The organism is Lactobacillus rodentium, from assembly GCF_003423665.1.
Lineage (GTDB): Bacteria > Bacillota > Bacilli > Lactobacillales > Lactobacillaceae > Lactobacillus > Lactobacillus rodentium.
In genome coordinates this window covers 106120-124411 of record NZ_BFBY01000003.1, presented here as the reverse complement: position 1 = coordinate 124411, position 18292 = coordinate 106120, and the positions used below count along the sequence as shown (strand labels likewise).

At 34.0% G+C, this 18292-nt stretch carries 18 protein-coding genes and 1 pseudogene; 3 read left to right on the top strand and 16 right to left on the bottom strand.

The window, feature by feature from the left end:
• The first annotated feature begins 158 nt into the window (after window positions 1-158).
• From LrDSM24759_RS03085 to LrDSM24759_RS03075, 3 genes and pseudogenes are all read left to right on the top strand, one after another.
• The gene (locus tag LrDSM24759_RS03085) at window positions 159-383 is read left to right on the top strand and encodes a DNA-dependent RNA polymerase subunit epsilon (protein WP_117118033.1); all 225 of its coding nucleotides are present in this window, start codon (window positions 159-161) and stop codon (window positions 381-383) included.
• Window positions 383-2062 (top strand): annotated as a pseudogene (rnjA, locus tag LrDSM24759_RS03080) (ribonuclease J1); the annotation flags it as partial. The gene LrDSM24759_RS03085 and the pseudogene rnjA, both read left to right, overlap by 1 nt.
• Window positions 2063-2178: 116 nt before the next feature.
• Entirely contained in the window at window positions 2179-3105 is a 927-nt protein-coding gene (locus LrDSM24759_RS03075) for a diacylglycerol/lipid kinase family protein (protein WP_117118031.1), read from the top strand.
• Between the two features lie 35 nt (window positions 3106-3140).
• Here the strand turns inward: LrDSM24759_RS03075 and recD2 are convergent, their stop codons facing one another.
• The 16 genes from recD2 to ftsZ form a co-directional block, all read right to left on the bottom strand.
• The gene (gene recD2 / locus LrDSM24759_RS03070) at window positions 3141-5531 is read right to left on the bottom strand and encodes an SF1B family DNA helicase RecD2 (protein ID WP_117118030.1); all 2391 of its coding nucleotides are present in this window, start codon (window positions 5529-5531) and stop codon (window positions 3141-3143) included.
• Window positions 5518-6162 carry a tetratricopeptide repeat protein gene (locus LrDSM24759_RS03065; protein WP_117118029.1) on the bottom strand — a complete coding sequence of 215 codons (645 nt, stop codon included), beginning with the start codon at window positions 6160-6162 and terminating at the stop codon, window positions 5518-5520. Before LrDSM24759_RS03065 ends, recD2 begins: the two co-directional genes overlap by 14 nt.
• On the bottom strand, window positions 6162-6827 hold the full coding sequence (locus tag LrDSM24759_RS03060; protein ID WP_117118028.1) for a histidine phosphatase family protein: 666 nt from the start codon (window positions 6825-6827) through the stop codon (window positions 6162-6164). Before LrDSM24759_RS03060 ends, LrDSM24759_RS03065 begins: the two co-directional genes overlap by 1 nt.
• Before the next feature lie 101 nt (window positions 6828-6928).
• The gene (gene mnmA / locus LrDSM24759_RS03055; RefSeq protein WP_117118027.1) at window positions 6929-8056 is read right to left on the bottom strand and encodes a tRNA 2-thiouridine(34) synthase MnmA; all 1128 of its coding nucleotides are present in this window, start codon (window positions 8054-8056) and stop codon (window positions 6929-6931) included.
• Window positions 8057-8077: 21 nt separating this feature from the next.
• On the bottom strand, window positions 8078-8413 hold the full coding sequence (locus LrDSM24759_RS03050; RefSeq protein ID WP_117118026.1) for a DUF1831 domain-containing protein: 336 nt from the start codon (window positions 8411-8413) through the stop codon (window positions 8078-8080).
• Between the two features lie 120 nt (window positions 8414-8533).
• On the bottom strand, window positions 8534-9688 hold the full coding sequence (locus LrDSM24759_RS03045) for a cysteine desulfurase family protein (RefSeq protein ID WP_170133354.1): 1155 nt from the start codon (window positions 9686-9688) through the stop codon (window positions 8534-8536).
• 39 nt (window positions 9689-9727) lie between these two features.
• The gene (locus tag LrDSM24759_RS03040; RefSeq protein WP_117118024.1) at window positions 9728-10429 is read right to left on the bottom strand and encodes a 5'-methylthioadenosine/adenosylhomocysteine nucleosidase; all 702 of its coding nucleotides are present in this window, start codon (window positions 10427-10429) and stop codon (window positions 9728-9730) included.
• 17 nt (window positions 10430-10446) lie between these two features.
• Window positions 10447-10785, bottom strand: coding sequence for a hypothetical protein (locus LrDSM24759_RS03035; protein ID WP_117118023.1), 339 nt, complete (start codon window positions 10783-10785; stop codon window positions 10447-10449).
• Complete coding sequence (locus LrDSM24759_RS03030) at window positions 10778-11347, bottom strand: NUDIX hydrolase (protein WP_117118022.1); 570 nt, start codon at window positions 11345-11347, stop codon at window positions 10778-10780. Before LrDSM24759_RS03030 ends, LrDSM24759_RS03035 begins: the two co-directional genes overlap by 8 nt.
• A complete protein-coding gene (locus LrDSM24759_RS03025; RefSeq protein WP_117118021.1) occupies window positions 11348-11572 on the bottom strand; it encodes a cold-shock protein in 225 nt (74 codons plus the stop codon).
• The gene (gene ileS, locus LrDSM24759_RS03020) at window positions 11572-14364 is read right to left on the bottom strand and encodes an isoleucine--tRNA ligase (RefSeq protein ID WP_117118020.1); all 2793 of its coding nucleotides are present in this window, start codon (window positions 14362-14364) and stop codon (window positions 11572-11574) included. Before ileS ends, LrDSM24759_RS03025 begins: the two co-directional genes overlap by 1 nt.
• Window positions 14365-14586: 222 nt before the next feature.
• A complete protein-coding gene (locus LrDSM24759_RS03015) occupies window positions 14587-15402 on the bottom strand; it encodes a DivIVA domain-containing protein (RefSeq protein WP_117118019.1) in 816 nt (271 codons plus the stop codon).
• A gap of 4 nt (window positions 15403-15406) precedes the next feature.
• Window positions 15407-16204: a YlmH family RNA-binding protein gene (locus LrDSM24759_RS03010; protein WP_117118018.1), complete on the bottom strand. Its 798-nt coding sequence runs from the start codon at window positions 16202-16204 to the stop codon at window positions 15407-15409.
• A 20-nt stretch (window positions 16205-16224) separates the two neighbouring features.
• Window positions 16225-16500 carry a YggT family protein gene (locus tag LrDSM24759_RS03005; protein WP_503591084.1) on the bottom strand — a complete coding sequence of 92 codons (276 nt, stop codon included), beginning with the start codon at window positions 16498-16500 and terminating at the stop codon, window positions 16225-16227.
• A 14-nt stretch (window positions 16501-16514) separates the two neighbouring features.
• On the bottom strand, window positions 16515-16946 hold the full coding sequence (locus tag LrDSM24759_RS03000; protein WP_117118016.1) for a cell division protein SepF: 432 nt from the start codon (window positions 16944-16946) through the stop codon (window positions 16515-16517).
• Window positions 16947-16962: 16 nt separating this feature from the next.
• Window positions 16963-18285 (bottom strand): cell division protein FtsZ, encoded by a 1323-nt coding sequence (gene ftsZ, locus LrDSM24759_RS02995; protein ID WP_117118015.1) that lies wholly within the window; start codon window positions 18283-18285, stop codon window positions 16963-16965.
• Window positions 18286-18292 lie beyond the last annotated feature (7 nt).

The following is an 18292-nucleotide window of genomic DNA, read 5'->3' as shown; positions in this document are numbered from 1 at the left end:
ATAGTATGATAATTTGTCAATTATATTTTGTATAAAATAATGGATTTCTTACTTATATACTTACCCTGTAATTTATGGTAAAATTTTATTAGCTATTGAGTCAAATAACACATTTTTGATTCATAATTTGAACGTTTTATATTAAGGAGATTTAACAAATGATCTATAAAGTTTTATACCAAAAAGACCAGATCGTTAATCCAAGAAGAGAAACAACCCAAACTCTTTATCTTGAAGCAAATAATTTAGTTGAAGCAAGAAAATTGGTTGAGGATAATACCCCCTATAACATTGAACTCATCCAAGAACTAACTGGTAATTCATTAGCTTATGAAAAACAAAATCCAGAATTTAAGCTTACAACTATTCAACCTAAGGATTAATGGCTGTTAATTTAAAAAATAATGAAGTCGGCATTTACGCCATTGGGGGGTTAGGCGAAATTGGCCGCAATATGTACTGTGTTGAATTCCAAGATGAAATTATCATCATGGACTGTGGAATTAAATTCCCTGAAGATGATGAAATGGGAATTAACTATGTCATCTCAGATTATTCCTATCTAGTCAAAAACCGTAAAAAGATTAAGGCTTTAGTCGTAAGCCATGGACATGAAGATCATATTGGTGGGATTCCTTTCTTATTAAAGAAAATCCCTGAAATTCCAGTCTATGCCCCACCTTTTGCCTTAGCCTTAATTAGAGGCAAACTAGAAGAACATGGTCTACTAAAAACAACTGAACTTCATGAAGAACTCGAAGATACAGTTTTAAAGTTTCCAAAACTTTCTGTTTCTTTCTTCAGAACTACCCACTCTATCCCTGATACTTTAGGAATTACTGTTCAAACTCCGGAGGGTGCAGTGGTGTTCACAGGAGATTGGAAATTTGATCTAACTCCAGTAATGAATCAACCAGCACCAAATTTCCAAAAAATGGCTAAAATTGGTGAAGAAGGAGTTCTAGCTCTACTTTCTGATTCTACTAATGCAGAAGTTCCAACTTTTACTAAATCAGAAAGATTTGTAGCTCAATCTCTCCACAATATCATTACTGGTATTGATGGCCGAATTATTTTTGCCACTTTTGCATCTAATCTATACCGTGTATCAACTGCAATTCAAGCAGCCATTGATACAGGAAGAAAAGTGGCTATTTTTGGCCGTTCGATGGAAAATGGTGTACAAAATGGTATTGATCTAGGATATTTAGACATCCCAGAAGGAACCATCGTTGATGCAAGTGAAATTAATAAACTGCCACCAGAACAAGTGATGATTCTCTGTACTGGATCTCAAGGTGAACCATTAGCTGCCCTTTCTAGAATTGCAAATGGTACACACCGTCAAATATCTTTAAAGCCAAATGATACAGTCATTTTTTCATCAAATCCTATTCCCGGCAATACAACAAGTGTTAACCACTTAATTAATAAATTAACTGAAGCTGGTGCTAAGGTTGTGCATGGGAAAATTCATAATGTACATACTTCTGGACATGCAGGCCAAGAAGAACAAAAGATGCTGGTTGAATTAATGAAACCTAGATTTTTTGTTCCCGTTCATGGTGAATACAGAATGCAAGTAGTTCATACTGAAACTGCTCAAGAAACTGGAATTCCAGCTGATCATACTTTTGTTTTAAAGAATGGTGATGTCTTAGCATTAACTAAAGATTCATCAAGATTAGCGGGTCATATTAATATTCCTGATGTTTATGTAGATACTTCTGGTTCAGATGATGTTGGTAACGTAGTAGTACGCGATCGTCAAATTCTTGCTGAAGAAGGATTAGTAGTTGTAGTAGCAACTGTTGATTATGAACATCAACGAGTATTGGCTGGTCCCGATATCCTTAGTCGTGGATTTGTTTACATGCGTGAATCTACTGACTTAATCAGTGCTGCCCAAAAGCATGTCTATCATATTCTCAGAGAACAAATGGCTCAAAAACCAAAACCTGATGAACGTGAAATGAAAAAGGCAATTATTGAAAACTTGCAAGATTTTCTTTATTCTCGTACCGAACGTCGTCCAATGATCTTACCCATGATTATTGACAAAAATAAAGATAGTAAACCTATCAAAAAGAATAAGAAAAATGAACAAGATCCAAATCAAATAAAAAATGATTAAAGTTAAAACCCATCGTGGGTTTTTCTTTTTAGAAAAATATACACATGAGTAAAAAATTTTATCTACTAGTAAATTTAAAATCAGGTGCAGATCGTGGTACCTTTTCTTATCGCAACACTACCCAAATTTTGGAAAATAATAATTTAGCTTATGAGACAATTTTTTCAAAGTATCCTGGTTATTTAACACAGGCGGCTCAACAACTTGCTAATGATTTAAAGTTAAACCCTAATGCTATTATTATTGTAATTGGTGGTGATGGTTCTTTAAATCAAGTTTTAAATGGAATCAAACGATCAGCCTATCCTCAAACACCAATTGCTTATCTTCCTTCTGGAACTGGGGACGATTTTGCCCGTGCTTTAAATCTTCAATATACGCCTCAAGAATTAATAGCCAAATTAAATAATCATCCTGAAGTAAAAGAATTTGATTGTGGCTATTATTTTAATGTTAATACCAATCAAGAGGGATATTTTGTAAATAATTTAGGTATTGGATTTGATGCCTATGTGGTAGCGGAAACCAATAATTCAAATATGAAAAAAAGATGGGGACATTTTTCTTACGGAATTAATGTTTTTAAGGCGATCTTAAATCAACCTGCCTTTTCAGTTACAGTCAAGGTAAACGATAAAATTCATTCTTTTAATAATGCTTATCTTGTTACCACTACCAATCATCCCTATTTTGGTGGCGGTGTTCCAATTTTACCAAAAGCTAAGCCAACTAACCATTTACTTGATACAATTGTGGTTGAAAAACCTTCATTTTTTAAGTTTGTCTACCTTTTTAGTAAAATGATTATTACAAAAAAACAAATTAAAGATCCACATTTTCATTATTACGGTGCCAAAGAAATGGAAGTTATTACAAAAGATCTTGAGTATGGCCAATTAGATGGTGAAGAATTAGGTAGTAAAAATTTTGATTTATTATTTCATGTAGATAAATTTAACCTATTACTCTAAAAAGAGGTGTGAACATAAATGTTCACACCTCTTTTTTATTTAAGCTTAATATTTTCCATACCTATCATCGGATCGATTTTACCTGAATAAATTAATTCAGGTGTTAAAATTTTTTCTTTACTATTCAAGACTTCTTCTTTTTCTTTACTTAAATCTGTATTTTCAGCCGTTGTTTCTGAGTCAGATAATTCTTTAGATGAAACTTCACTAATTTCAAGAATTTCTTGGATTTTTTGAGTGAGTCCAGTATGCCGATTATTTCCTGGAGTTTTGAGAGCCATTTCATAAGCACGTTTTTCTCCAACCATCACTAAATTTTTTGATGCTCGAGTAATTGCAGTGTACAAAAAATTTCTTCGTAGCATCATGTAATTTTGCATAGTAAGATTTAAAATTACTAAAGGAAATTCAGAGCCTTGTGATTTATGAACAGTAATTGCATATGCACGTGTAATATCAAGCAAATCCTTACTACCGAATTTTATTTCACGCCCATCAAAATTAGCAATTAAACATTCTTTATTACTTTCTTCATCAATTCCAATTACTCTTCCAATTTGACCATTATAAATATCTTTTTCGGGATTATTTTGTAACTGTAAAATTCGGTCACCAATATGAAAAACTTCATTATGTGCTTTTAATTCTTTTCTCCGTTGGTCACTGGCTGGAGCTGGATTAATTATCTCTTGAATAAGTTCATTGAGATGATTAATTCCTCCTGTTCCATTATACATGGCCCCCAAAACTTGGATATCATCCTTTTTAAAACCACGTTTAAGGGCATAATTAACAATTTGCTCAATTGCCGGTCCCACTAAATTTGGTTTACAAGAAATAAATGAATAGTTATTTGTTTTTTCAAAAATAATTTTTTCAGCTAAATCTTGATCCTCATTAATAGCATGAGCTAATTTGATAATCGAAGAATCTTCACCTTGGCGATGAATAGTATTTAATTGCGTTGTGGGAAAAGCTTTGGAAGCTATTAAATCGTGAAAAATATTTCCAGCTCCTACTGAAGGTAATTGATTTTGATCACCAACAAAAACGATGTGTCTAGTGGAATCAATACTTTTGACTAATAACCGGAATAAGAACATATCTACCATTGACATTTCATCAACAATTAAAATATCACCATTAAGCTCATTTAGTTCACTATCATCATTTTCACCAATTCCTAAACCTAGTAACCGGTGAACTGTTTTAGCCGTAATACCGGTAATTTCGCTCATTCGTTTAGCTGCTCTGCCAGTGGGTGCAGCAAGTAAAATCGGAGGATCCTCACTATAAATAGAAGCACTAGGAATTTGTGCTAATTCTTGTAAGCATAAAATAATTCCATTAATAATAGTAGTTTTTCCTGTTCCGGGCCCTCCAGTCAAAATTGAAACAGGATTATTAATAGCATTCTTGATGGCCAATTTTTGAGTATCATCATAGCTAATTTCTAAAGATTTTTCAGCTTTTTTAATAGCTGTATTAATTTCTTTATCAGTAAATTGTTCTGTTTTTGGTCGAGTATTAACAATCCTTTTTAATTCTTGCGCAATATCTTGTTCTACTTGATAAATATTTTGAAGAGCAGCCGTTTCTCCATTTACTACTACTTTCCCCTCTTTTTGTAATTCATTAAGAGCAGTTGCAATTGGATCATATTCATTAATAGAAAGTAACTCTTCAGCTTGTGTTAATAGGTCAGTAAGGGTTCTGAAAGTATCTCCATCTTGACCTAAAGCATTTTGTAAAATTTGAAAGATAGCTCCTTTTATTCTTCGAGCATCATAAGGCTCAATTCCCAAATCTGCGCCAATCTCATCAGCAGTTTTAAAGGAATAACCACTGATTTCACTAATCAAACTATATGGATCAGATTTTATTTTGTCTAAAGCCTCACCATGAAAACTTTTATAGATTGCAGTGGCTACCTTTTTTTTAATTCCAAATTTTGATAATTTTAAAACTACTTCTGATAAGGAATCCATCTTATTGATTCCACCTAAGAGACTATCCTTTTGCTTTGCTGTTAAATCCAATCTATCAATTTTTCGAGGATTTTCTTTTAATAAGTCTAAAACATCAGTCCCTAATTCAGTAACAATTTTTTCTGCCGTTTTTTTACCAATTCCAGGAAATTGCTCAGAACTTAAATATTTTGTTAGACTATCTTCTTCATGCGGCATTAATTGCTCATAACTTGTTGCTTTAAATTGAGGTCCAAATTTTGGATGAACCACTAATTCACCTTTAAATTTATAAGAATTACCAAGTTGAAGTTCACCAAAGTTTCCTGTTACACGAATATTTTCTTGGTCATAATCTGGTAACTTATTAAGAAGCTCAACATCAATAATTTTGAATAGATCTTGATCATTTTCAAAAACAATACTATTTATCTTTCCAATTAATTCAATTTGGTTCATCTTTTCCTCTTAACATTTTTGCAATAGCGGCATACTGTGATTGAGCTTGTGTAAAATAAGCAGAATCTAATTCTTTAGACCGATCAAAATAATTTTGGGCTTGGTCACGATCATGATCAAGAATAGTTAAACCGAGTAAGAAATTCACCTTTGCATTTCTTTTAGCACTTGGAATTTGCTCAAATTCTTGCCTTGCTGTTTTAAGGTCTCCCAGACTAAGCCAAATATCCCCTAGTAATTCATAGGTACGATCATCTTGCTTTTTTTTCGTTAGAGCATATGCAAGTGCCTTTTGAAATTGCCCTAATTTCATAAAAATTAAAGCCTTTTGATATAACGTTTCATCATCATTAGGTAAAGTATTAATTATATTTAGTGATTTTTCAAATTCGCCTTGCATGTAATAACAAATAGCTATATTATAGCTGAGCTTCTCTGGTTCTATAACTAACCCTTGCGCTTTTTTTAGTAATTCAAGAGCTTGATCAACTGAATTTTCTTCAATCAAATACGTTGAAAGTTGAAGATAGTTTTCAATATTTTTTTGATCTTGATCAATTTTGTTTATTAGTAAATGAATTGCCTTATCCTTTTGGCCTGCATTATAAAGCTTATCTATTTTTTTATCCATTAAATCGTATCCCTACTTGTAATCTTACGATCTAAATATGAGGTTTCATTCCATAATTTTTCCTGGAAGTTTTTCCCACCATCATTTGTCTCAAGTACTGTCAAGCTGGTATTTGTTAACCCACCGCGTTTACGAATATCAGCAATCTTATAGCCTTCTAACGTTCTGGTTAAAGCACATAAAGCCGCACCATGGCTAACTAAGAGAATGTTATCATCTTTATCAGGATACTTTTTAACCAAATCATTAATTAAATCTTTACCACGAGCAATCATATGCTCAAAAGTTTCCCCTTTAAAAGCTGAAGGGTCATAATAGGCAGGTTCATAGCGAAAAGCATGAATTTGATCTGGATATTGAGCTTCGGCATCTACAAATTTCATACCCTCTAAATCACCTAGATTAAACTCTTTAAGACGCTTATCTTCGATTACTGGTACATCTATTCCCATATCTTTTTTTAGAGTCTTGGCTGTAGTTACTGCACGTTCAAGCGGACTGGCATAAAAGGCCTTAAATTTAACGCCTTTTTTATTTAGATAATGAGCTAATTTTTTAATATCTTCATAACTACTTGGAAGCAACGGCGAGTTACCACTACCTCCTTGATAGCGTCCCTCTAAATTCCATTGTGTTTTTCCATGTCTAACAAAATATAACTTCATAAATACAAATCTCCAATCATTATACCTTTAATTATAATGATTTCAGCCTTATATTTACAGTACAAAAAAAGCGCTATTAATAGCGCTATTTTTTGTATCTCTTAAACTAATTGCAATTGTTTTTCATTTTGATATGCCTTATCAATGGTTGCACTTCCTAAACACTCATCCCCTTGATAAAAGACAATTTCTTGTCCAGGAGTAACTGCACGAGCTGGTTCATCAAAATCAACATGAACGGTATTTTTAGCAGCATTGTAATGCATTGTAACAGCAACATCAGCTTGACGATATCTGAACTTAGCGGTGCATTTAACTGTCAAATCTTCACTTGGCATTCCAGTAAAGAATGATACTTCACTTCCATCTAAACTAGTTGAGTAAAGTAAATCACTATCATAACCTTGTTCTACAATTAAGCGATTATTTTCTAGATCTTTACCTACTACAAACCATGGGGCAGTTGATTCCTTAGTAGAGCCCAAACCAAGACCTGATCTTTGACCAATAGTGTAATACATTAAACCTGCATGTTCACCAACAACTTTTCCATCCGGAGTAACCATTTCTCCAGCTTTAGCAGGTAAAAATTCGCTCAAGAACTTCTTAAAGTTTCTTTCACCAATAAAACAAATTCCTGTTGAATCCTTCTTATTAGCGGTAATTAGACCAGCTTCTTTAGCAATCTCACGTACTTGTGGCTTAGTGAGGTCAGCTAATGGGAACATAACCTTTTTAAGTTGATCTTGTGATAATTGACTCAAGAAGTATGTTTGATCCTTATTACCATCCTTTGGACGCATCATATGAACAAGTCCGTTTTGATCGGTGCTTGTCTTAGCGTAGTGTCCCATAGCAATGTAATCCGCATCTAAACTCATCGCAAAATCTAAGAAAGATTTAAACTTAATTTCCTTATTACACATAATATCTGGATTTGGTGTTCTTCCCTTTTTATATTCACCTAAAAAGTATTCAAACACTCTTTCCCAATATTCCTTTTCAAAGTTTATTGCATAATATGGAATACCAATTTTATCAGCAACTTTTTTTACATCTTCATAGTCTTCAGTTGCCGTACAAACGCCAGAATCATCAGTGTCATCCCAGTTTTTCATGAAGACACCAACAACATCATAGCCTTGTTGTTTTAACAAAAGAGCTGAAACTGACGAATCTACTCCGCCACTCATCCCTACAACAACTCTGATTTTGCTGTTATCTACCATTTAAATCCTTCTCCTTTAAAATCAGGCCAATTTAATAATTTGATGATCTTCCATATCCTTTAAAGTATAATCTAATAATTTCACCATTTCTGCTAATTGTTCATTTTTAAAAATATTTACTTTTTGTAATCCATTCCGATCAGTTACAACCATTGTAATATGATCCATCTTTTCATTAATAGTAATTTTCAACTTACAAGTAGCGTTATATGGTGAATCATTATATAACGGTCTATCATATACATAATTTCCTCGTTGTGTTTGACGAAAACCAACGTCAATCAAAGCATAACGCTTAATTTCAGGATCGATTGTATATTTACGGGTATCACCATTAATTATTACTGTATTTGCCATTTTTATCATTTCTCTCTTTATATTCTAGCTTACTTTTAATAAGTGTCAAGCTAATTAAGTTCTTTTTCTCATTATACAAAAAATAAGTCTCCTACGAAATCAAATGTAGAAGACTTATTATTATTTATCAGTTAACCTTTGACACATTTTTACTAATGCTTGACTAAACTTTACTACATCATCTTCAGTAGTAAAACGTCCAAAAGATATTCTGATTGATTCCGCAATACGTGGAGAATCTTCACCATACATTGCCATCAATACATGCGATGGTGTTAGAGAACCAGCTGTGCAGGCAGAGCCACCCGAAACAGCAAATCCCGCTAGATCTAAATTGGTTAAAGCAGAATAAGTATTAACACCTTTCAACCAAAGATTTAATACATGATGAGAAACATTTCCAGTTATCGCACCATTAATTTCATATTCTATCTTTGCATCATCTAAATTATTTAAAATAATTTGTTGCAATTGAGAATATTTTGCCTGCAATTTCTGCTTATCAATTTTACTTTCTTCGTCAACTGCTACTCCGAAACCTGCAATAGCCGGTACATTTTCAGTTCCTGGGCGTCGCTTTTTTTCTTGTTCTCCCCCTAATAAAAGGTTGGAAACATTAATCCCATCGCGTTCATAAAGAAAGCCTAAAAACTTAGGGCCATTAATTTTATGAGCTGAAGTCGATAAAAGATCAATATGCATTTTTTCAACATCGACCTCAATATTGCCATATCCTTGGACATTATCTACATGAAAATAGGCATTTGTTGGCGCAACTAACCTACCTATTTCTTCTAAAGGCATAATTGAGCCTACTTCATTATTAACGGCCATAATTGACACTAAAATTGTATCAGGAGTAAGTTCTTCTTTTAACTGGTCTAAAGAAATATGACCACTTTCATCTACATCTAGATAGATAACCTCATATCCCTCTTCTTCCAGCCGTTTCATCGGATTTAAAACAGAAGGATGTTCTATTTTGGTAGTAATAATTTTTTTACCCACATCACTTCTTGTTCTTACAGTACCAAAAATCGCAGTATTATTACTCTCAGACCCACCAGAAGTAAAAATAATATCATCAGGCTTTGCATTAATAGATTGTGCTAAAGTATCACGGGCATGATCTACAGCTTCCCTAGCTTTACGACCAAATGCGTGTTGACTTGATGCATTACCAAAATCATTAGCCATTTCTTTACTAATCACTTCAACAACTTTTCCATCCATCGGAGTTGTTGCCGCATTATCTAAATAAATATGTTCAGTCAAAATAACTCTTTCTTTCTTTTTGTAAGTAAGTGTTTAGTATTAATTTAACACTTCTTTTTCTAAATAGGAAGAAATAATTGTTGCTGCCTTTTGTCCTACTTCTTTAACAAAAGTATCAAAGTCCTCATCAGCTCCTTCATCTCCATTATCCGAGATCGCACGTAGAGCGACAAGAGGTACATTAAATTTGTGAGCCACTTGGGCAAATGCAGCCCCTTCCATTTCCACCCCTAATGCATTAGGAAAATTCTTTTTGATTTCATCTTTTTGCTCATTAGATGCAATAAAGCTATCCCCAGTAACAATTAGACCTTCTTTAAAATCAATATTATTTTCTTTTAAATAGTTTAAAAACGCTTGTCTAGCCGAGCTATTTAACTCAAATTGCGCAGGTTCTTGTGGAATTTGTCCCTCGACGTAATTTCCTGCACGTGTATTATGCGCATCATGATAAGTAAAGGCATTTGGTAAAATCAAATCTTTTTGATGTACATCTTCTTGCATAGAACCAGCAGAACCAGTCATAAAGATCAAATCAATATCTTCATTTGCAAGTAAAGCGGTCAAGTTCATGGCAGCATTAACTTTTCCAATTCCACTTAATCCTATATAAACATCATTCCCATTAACAGAAAAATGTTCGAATGCAGTTGATCCGAACATTTTTTTGTTATCAGAATGGAAATGTTGACCGTAGTATTCAGCCTCTTCAGCCATTGGTACAATAATTGCTACTTTCATTTCTATTCTCTTTTCTTTTACAAATTAAACAAAGCTACAAATACTAAAACTATTAATAAAAGGACAATAATAATAGCAAGATTTAAGCGATTTTTTAAACGTTTTATTTTATTTTCCCGAATTTCGCTATTATTTAATTGTTTCTGCTTTACACGAGTTGTTGGTCGAGAAGATAGTATTTTTTCCTCACCTAACCGACTGTCGCTTTTATTCCTATCTCGCGTAAAGTCAGGATTTACATTTAAATCATCTTTTTCATTACTCAAACTATCTTTATTAGTTTGAGCTCGCTTTAATAATCGCTTAACGCTATCCTGGCGCTGCTGTTTTCGGTATTGTGCTCTCTTTTCAGTCATTATTTTGCTGTCCAGTTAATAACATATTTTCCCAAAACATAATTGCTGTAACAGTTTTGCCATCAACAATCTTGCCTTGTGCTATTAATTGCTTTAATTCATCTAGACTATACCATTCCTGAGTTAAAAACTCATCTTCATCTAAAGGACGTTTATCTTCTTCTTCCAACTTAGTTAAAGTATCACAATAAAATAAGTATAACTTTTCATCACTAAAACCTGGAGAAGGATAAAATTCAGTTACTTTTTCCCAGTATTCAGCCTTGTAGCCGCCCTCTTCATTAAGTTCACGTTTCATTGCATCTAATGGTGAATTATCAGTAGGATCAATTAGCCCGGCTGGTATTTCTAATGTTACCTGCTTAATTGGCTCACGCCATTGTTTTACAAGCAACATCTTTTTTTCACTATTAATTGCAATTGCCGCACTAGCATCTGGATGTTTTACTATTTCACGTGTTGCAGTTTTACCGTTTGGTAAACTTACAGTTTCAACCTTGAGATCTATTAATTTCCCTTCAAAAACAGGATTATTTGATATTTCGGTCTCAGTCAGATCCATTTAATTCTCCTCTTTACGGTGCTTATCAACGTAAATATTAATACATTGTAAGCCCTTTTTACCTTGAGCTAATTGGTAACGAACACGTTGACCAACCTCAAGTCGCTTATAACCATCTTCTTTAATAGATTTATAAAAAGCAAAGTAAGTTGAATGAGTTAAATCATCTTCAATAAATCCATATGGTGCATTTTCATTAAATTGAGTTACAGTTCCAGTACGCATTAATCATCAAGTCCTTCTTCAATTGCTTCTGGATAGTTTTCACTAACAATTTTAGCACAACGGGCACATAAGTTAGGGAATCGAGGATCCGAACCAATATCAGTTGTAATACGACGACATCTTGGACAAACTTCACCTTCAGCGTGTTTAACCACAATTTTGCCTGAAGGGAAATCTTGTGCATCAGCTGGAGCTTCATCTTCCGGACTCTTAATATCTAAGTCAGAAACAATTAAGACTTGGCGAATATTAGCATTAAGTTCTTTTAAAAGTTCTGCAGTAGCTTGTGTTGGATAAACTGTCACGGCAGCTTCAAATGATTTACCAATTACCTTATCATTGCGTGCTACTTCCAATGCCTTTAAGACATCTGAACGGAATTTCATAAATTCGGTCCAACGGGCAAAAATTTCTGCTTCATTTGCAAAATGTTCTACTTCAGGCATATCACTTAGTTGAATAAAGTCTTCTGGCTCTTTTAAGAAGCCCCAAATTTCTTCCATTGTATGTGGCAAAATCGGTGTGAGGACCTTAGCTAATTTAACGATAATATCGTAAATAACTGTTTGCATTGAGCGACGAGTTTCACTATTTTCAGGATCGATATAAAGAATATCTTTAGCCAAATCGAGATAAAAGGCCGATAAATCATTAGAAATAAAACTTAAGACCTTCTTATAAACAGTTAAAAAGTCGTATTCGTCATAAGCTGCATAAACTTCTTGCAAAAGTTTATTAAGTTTTACTTCCATATATTGATCAACACCATCCATTTCCGGATAGGCAATTGCATTAGCCTTAGGATCAAAATCAGATGTATTAGCTAACATGAAACGGAAAGTATTTCTAATCTTACGGTAGCTTTCAGCACTTTGACGCAAGATATCTTGTGACACTGCAACATCAGAAGTAGTATCTGAACTTGCCACCCATAAACGGATAATCTCAGCACCCATTTGCTTAATTACATCATTTGGAGCAATTACATTTCCTAATGATTTAGACATCTTGTGTCCTTTATCATCAAGAACAAATCCTTGAGATAGGGTTGCTTTATATGGAGAAATACCATTTACCGCAGTTGAAGTAATCAAACTTGAGTTAAACCAACCACGGTATTGGTCACTACCTTCTAAATAAAGATCTGCAGGATAACCAAGATTACGTGCTTCTAAAACGCCAGCCCATGAAGAACCGGAATCGAACCAAACATCCAAAATATCGGTTTCTTTAGTGAATTTTCCATTTGGTGAGTGTTCTGACTTAAATCCTGCTGGAAGTAGTTCTTCTGCTGAGTGAGTATACCAAGCATTAGATCCTTCTTTAGCAAAAATTTCAGCAATATGTTCGATAGTTTCTGGGGTAACAATTGGTGTTCCATCTTCAGCATAGAAAATTGGAAGTGGTACACCCCAAGCACGTTGACGTGAAATTACCCAATCACCACGATCTTCAATCATATTGTGAAGGCGTGTTTTACCCCAAGATGGAGTAAATTTAGTTTCATCAATTTGCTTGAGAATTTGATCACGAATTTTATCAATGGAAGCAAACCATTGTGTAGTTGCACGATAAATTACTGGTTTCTTAGTACGCCAATCATGTGGATAGGAGTGAGTAAAGAATGAAAGTTTAAGTAAGGCACCAGCTTTTTCTAGTTTTTCACTAACTACTTTATTAGCATCATCGTAGAACATACCAACAAGATCAGGATCTGGGATTTCATCAGTAAAACGGCCTTGTGCGTCCATTGGACTAAAGACTGGTAAGTTATATCTTTGAGCAACATTGTAGTCGTCTTCACCAAAGCCAGATGCGGTATGAACTAAACCAGTACCATCACCGGAGGTAACGTGCATTGCGTTCATTACTAAACTGTCTTGATCATATAATGGATGCTTAGCAACCATGCGATCCATGTCAGTTCCCTTCAAATGTTGTACAACCTTATAATCTTCCCAACCAAGGTCCTCAGCAACTGCATCTAAGCGATCAGTACCAACCACATAGCGTTTGTCACCTACTTCAACAACTGAGTAATCAAATTGTGGGTTTACAGTAATCCCTTGGTTTGAAGGAATAGTCCAAGGCGTAGTAGTCCAAATTACAAAGTAAGTATCCTTTTCATCTAAAATTCCTTTACCATCTTTAACTGGAAAAGCAATATAGATTGATGGTGATTTTACATCGTGGTATTCAACTTCAGCTTCCGCCAATGTTGATTCACTTGACCATGACCAGTAAACTGGTTTTTTACCCTTGTAAATCAAGCCTTTTTCAAACATCTTACCAAAGACACGAATTTCTTGTGCTTCAAATTCTGGTTGAAGGGTAATATAAGGATGAGCCCAATCCGCCATTACACCTAATCGCTTAAAATCAGCCATTTGTTTTTGAACTTGTTCTTCAGCAAATTGACGACATAATTCGCGATATTTGGCACGATCCATAGTTTTTCGATCGACACCCTTTTTAGCTAATTGTTGCTCAACGGGTAAGCCGTGAGTATCCCATCCAGGAATATAAGGTGCATAAAATCCCTTCATGCCTTTATAACGTACGATAATATCTTTTGAGATTTTATTTAAAGCATGTCCCATATGGATATTACCATTTGCAAATGGAGGGCCATCATGTAAATCAAAACGTGGATGGCCTTCATTTAGCTTTAAACGTTTCTGGTAAATATCATTATCTTCCCATTCCTTTTGCCATTGTGCTTCTCTGACAGGAAGATTTCCACGCATTTTAAATTTAGTCTTACCCAAATTCAAAGTATCTTTAACTCTCATTATATTTCCTTTCTAAAAAGAAAAAACTTCACCCTAAATAGGGCGAAGTTTCTTCGTGGTACCACCTAAATTGAACAATAAAAATTGTTCCACTTAATTCCTTATAACGGAAGGAGACCGATTAAGATTATTGGCAGCTGATCAACTTTCAACTTTGTTAGTCTTTCACCATCACTAACTCGCTAAAGGGTTTACTTGTTTTACTGTCATCTTAATTAATAATTAGTGTTTCTTGTAATCATCTGGAAAAACAATTGTTGGTCCCTTATCCTGATTAGGAGAAGGTGCCGGCTGATTAACGTTTTCTTCATGACTAGGAGAGTCACCACTCAAAATCTTTGGTTGATGCTCTGCTAAACCTTGTTCAGAGTTTACTTCATTACTAGTAGGATTGTCAACTGGTTGAACAGAAATATTTACTGGACTTGCTTCAACAGTTGGTGTTTCCTTTTCTGAATCTTCAGTAGTTGGGCTATCTTCGCTACTTCCTGGTGTTTGATCAGGGAAAACTGGTTGACCGCCATCAGCTGGATATAAACGTGTACGACCATAATATTGATCAAGATAATACTGCCAACTATCATCATCTAATTGTTTTAGTTGATCCTTTAAAAGCTTTTGCGTTTCATCTCTAAAGTTTGCTACTTTTCCCTTTAATAATTCATAATCATTATTTAAAGTATCATATTGAGCTTGTAAATCTTTAGTTTTATCCGCTGCACTATCTTTAGCCTGTGCTAAAATTTTACGTGCTTCTTCATGAGCATCTTGCTTAATTTTCTCTGCATTAGCTTGAGCAGTAATTAATGACTTATTTAACGAATCTTTAATTCGATCATACTCTGCTAATTGCTGCTTTAAATCACCAATTTCTTTCTTTAATTGATGATTTTCATTGGTTAGATCAATATTTTTATCTAATGCGTCACCATAAGCATCAACAATTCTATCTAAAAAACTATCTACTTCATTTTCATCATATCCACGCATTTTAGTATTAAATTCTTTATTGTGGATATCCATTGGTGTTAAAGACATATTTTCACCTTTTCTTTGATTGCCATATTTTTAAAGTTAAGCGATATTTTCCTTTTTTCGTAGTATCAATTTTCATAATCTTTACTCGTCCAAAATGACGAATACTCAAAATATCGTCTTCATTTACAATTATATTCGATTCCGTTAGTTCATGCCAATTTAATTTAATCATCTTTTCCAAAAGTTGCTTTTTAACTTGGCTTCGAGATAGATTAGTTATGGCCGAGACAACTGCATCAACACGCAAAGAAATGCTAATAGCATTTTTTTCTTGGCTATCATCGTTTACGTCAATAACTTGTTTGAAGTTAATTTTTTCTAATTTAACTTTAGCATGACCAATACGATCAATATTATCGATAAAAAAGCTTGCCAAATCTTCCTTAACAAAAAATTGCCATGTGCCTTTATCATCTGAAATAATATCTCCAAAAGTAGAAATTTCTACCCCTAAATTGGTTAATACTCCAAGAATTTGACTGTGAGTAAGCTCATTCCATTTTTGGTTATAATCAACATTTAATGCAACAATATTAAATACTGCAGGAGTAATCTGTTCTCCCCATTCACATAAATAAATTCTTTTCTTCTCAGCATTCTGATATCCGCCGAATTCCATTATTTGCGCTTCATTTCCAACTATCTTTTTAAAAATATAACGTTCTCGTGGATTCAAAAAATCTGTCAAGATGGATTGTGAAGTGAAAATAAATCGATTAAAAAGACCGGTATAGTAATCTATTACCGGTCTTTCTTGAGAATCAAAATGTTGATAAAAACTACTTGCTTGTCGTTTTTCCATCATTTAGTCTCTTAATTAAATTATCCAAAAAAATGTAATACAATATTTGCAATCCAAACTAACACATAATTATTAACAAAATAAATTACTAATAAGGCTATAATGGGTGCAAAAGAGATACCTGCAATTGGTGGAATGAATCGTTGAAACAAATTTAAATAAGGTTCAACAATTCTTGCCAATATTTGTCCTAGTTTTGTCTGTAAGGTTCTTGGTATCCATGTAAGTAATGTATAAATAACTATTAAAATACTATAGATATAGAGAATCTGCATTAAGATTCTTATTATCCACATAAAAATAGTTAACATTAATCAATATTATCTTTCTTTTCAACTAATTCGGCAATTTTACCATCAGTTTCAAACTTAGGTGGAGTTGCTAAAAAGATTTTATCACCTACACGTTGAATTTCCCCATTCAATGCATAAACAGTACCTGTAATAAAATCAACAATACGACGAGATTGTGAATCATCCATCCGTGCGAAATTAATAATAACAGCCTTATTACTTAAAAGATTTTGAGCAACTTCTTTTGCATCTGAATAAACACGTGGTTCATATAATACAATTTTGCTGGTTGGGGTATTTACTGAATTAATTGAGACAACATTAGTACGTCTTTCATTTTTCATTGGTTGATCATCTTCACCCATTTCTGGTTCTTCGACATATGAACTTTCGTCCATTTCATCATCTTCAGCAATGCCAAAAAATCTACCTAACTTGTCAAATGCCATAATTTTCTCCTCCTAACTAACGCTTACGACGATGTTTGAAAAATGGAATATCATCATCGTCATCATCTGCACTAGTTTCAATTTGTGAAATACTATTTTGTGTATCCGCACTGAACGAATCAAACTCATTTTTATCTTCTTCGATTTTTTCTTGATTCATCTCTGGACGGTTAACTTCTTTTTTATCTTGTTTCCAAACACTTGTAGGATCTAATAATGAATCTTGATCTTCTTCGGTTTGGTTATCAGTTTCAGTTGCTACTTTCTCAGTCTGAGTATTAGCAGAATTTGAAGCAACAGAAGCAGGCTTTTCGGAAGAAGTTTGTTGCATTCTAGAACGACGATTTAAACGTGTAGGTTCTTTTGAAGCTTCTTCTTCCGCAGCTGCGTCAATTCCTGTGGCAATAACTGTTACGACCACTTCATCACCAAGGTTTGCATTGATTGAAGTACCAAAAATAATATTTACTCCATCTCCTGCTGCCTTAGAAACAATATCTGATGCATCTTGTGCTTCAAATAAAGTTAAGTCAGGTCCACCAGTTATGTTAAGAAGAACTTGTTTTGCACCATCAATTGAAACTTCAAGTAATGGTGAAGAAATAGCTAATTTAGTTGCTTCAACGGTTCTATTTTCACCACTTGCGCGACCGATTCCCATCAAGGCTGCTCCTTGATTTTCCATAACGGTTTTAACATCGGCAAAATCGAGGTTAACGTAGTCTGTGGAAGTAATCAAATCTGAAATACCTTGCACACCTTGTCTTAAGACATTATCTGCTTCTTTGAAAGCATCCATCATTGGTGTCTTCTTATCAACCATTTCTAATAAACGGTTGTTAGCAATAATAACTAAAGTATCAACATATTGCTTTAATTGTGCAATTCCTTCAGTAGCATTCTTAGAACGCTTTGGTCCTTCAAAAGTAAAAGGACGTGTTACAACACCGACCGTAAGAGCACCTGTTTCTCTTGCAATTTTTGCAATTACTGGTGCAGCACCTGTACCAGTACCACCACCCATTCCGGCAGTGATAAAGATCATATCTGCGCCTTTAAGTGAATCTTCAATCGTTTGTTGACTTTCTTCAGCAGCTTTTTCACCTACTTCAGGATGTGAACCTGCGCCTAAACCTCTAGTTAACTTTGGCCCAAGTTGAATCTTGTTTTCAGCTTTATTGCTATTTAATGCTTGAACATCAGTGTTTGCGGCAATAAATGATACGCCTTGAACGCCTTCATCTATCATCCGGTTAACGGCATTACCACCGGCACCACCAACACCGATTACTTTAATGACTGCATTTTTGTTGTCATCCGAATCGAAAGTAAAATCCATCTAATTA

Bases quoted from the DNA above. Each gene is read 5' to 3' on its own strand.
- LrDSM24759_RS03025 (WP_117118021.1), bottom strand. From the start codon at position 11,572: ATGCGTACTGGAACTGTAACTCAATTTAATGAAAATGCACCATATGGA.
- LrDSM24759_RS03060 (WP_117118028.1), bottom strand. From the start codon at position 6,827: ATGAAGTTATATTTTGTTAGACATGGAAAAACACAATGGAATTTAGAG.
- ileS (WP_117118020.1), bottom strand. From the start codon at position 14,364: ATGAGAGTTAAAGATACTTTGAATTTGGGTAAGACTAAATTTAAAATG.
- LrDSM24759_RS03000 (WP_117118016.1), bottom strand. From the start codon at position 16,946: ATGGCATTTGACAAGTTAGGTAGATTTTTTGGCATTGCTGAAGATGAT.
- LrDSM24759_RS03075 (WP_117118031.1), top strand. From the start codon at position 2,179: ATGAGTAAAAAATTTTATCTACTAGTAAATTTAAAATCAGGTGCAGAT.
- mnmA (WP_117118027.1), bottom strand. From the start codon at position 8,056: ATGGTAGATAACAGCAAAATCAGAGTTGTTGTAGGGATGAGTGGCGGA.
- LrDSM24759_RS03050 (WP_117118026.1), bottom strand. From the start codon at position 8,413: ATGGCAAATACAGTAATAATTAATGGTGATACCCGTAAATATACAATC.
- LrDSM24759_RS03005 (WP_503591084.1), bottom strand. From the start codon at position 16,500: ATGTGGATAATAAGAATCTTAATGCAGATTCTCTATATCTATAGTATT.
- LrDSM24759_RS03065 (WP_117118029.1), bottom strand. From the start codon at position 6,162: ATGGATAAAAAAATAGATAAGCTTTATAATGCAGGCCAAAAGGATAAG.
- LrDSM24759_RS03015 (WP_117118019.1), bottom strand. From the start codon at position 15,402: ATGTCTTTAACACCAATGGATATCCACAATAAAGAATTTAATACTAAA.
- LrDSM24759_RS03035 (WP_117118023.1), bottom strand. From the start codon at position 10,785: ATGACTGAAAAGAGAGCACAATACCGAAAACAGCAGCGCCAGGATAGC.
- recD2 (WP_117118030.1), bottom strand. From the start codon at position 5,531: ATGAACCAAATTGAATTAATTGGAAAGATAAATAGTATTGTTTTTGAA.
- LrDSM24759_RS03010 (WP_117118018.1), bottom strand. From the start codon at position 16,204: ATGGAAAAACGACAAGCAAGTAGTTTTTATCAACATTTTGATTCTCAA.
- ftsZ (WP_117118015.1), bottom strand. From the start codon at position 18,285: ATGGATTTTACTTTCGATTCGGATGACAACAAAAATGCAGTCATTAAA.
- LrDSM24759_RS03040 (WP_117118024.1), bottom strand. From the start codon at position 10,429: ATGAAAGTAGCAATTATTGTACCAATGGCTGAAGAGGCTGAATACTAC.
- LrDSM24759_RS03085 (WP_117118033.1), top strand. From the start codon at position 159: ATGATCTATAAAGTTTTATACCAAAAAGACCAGATCGTTAATCCAAGA.
- LrDSM24759_RS03030 (WP_117118022.1), bottom strand. From the start codon at position 11,347: ATGGATCTGACTGAGACCGAAATATCAAATAATCCTGTTTTTGAAGGG.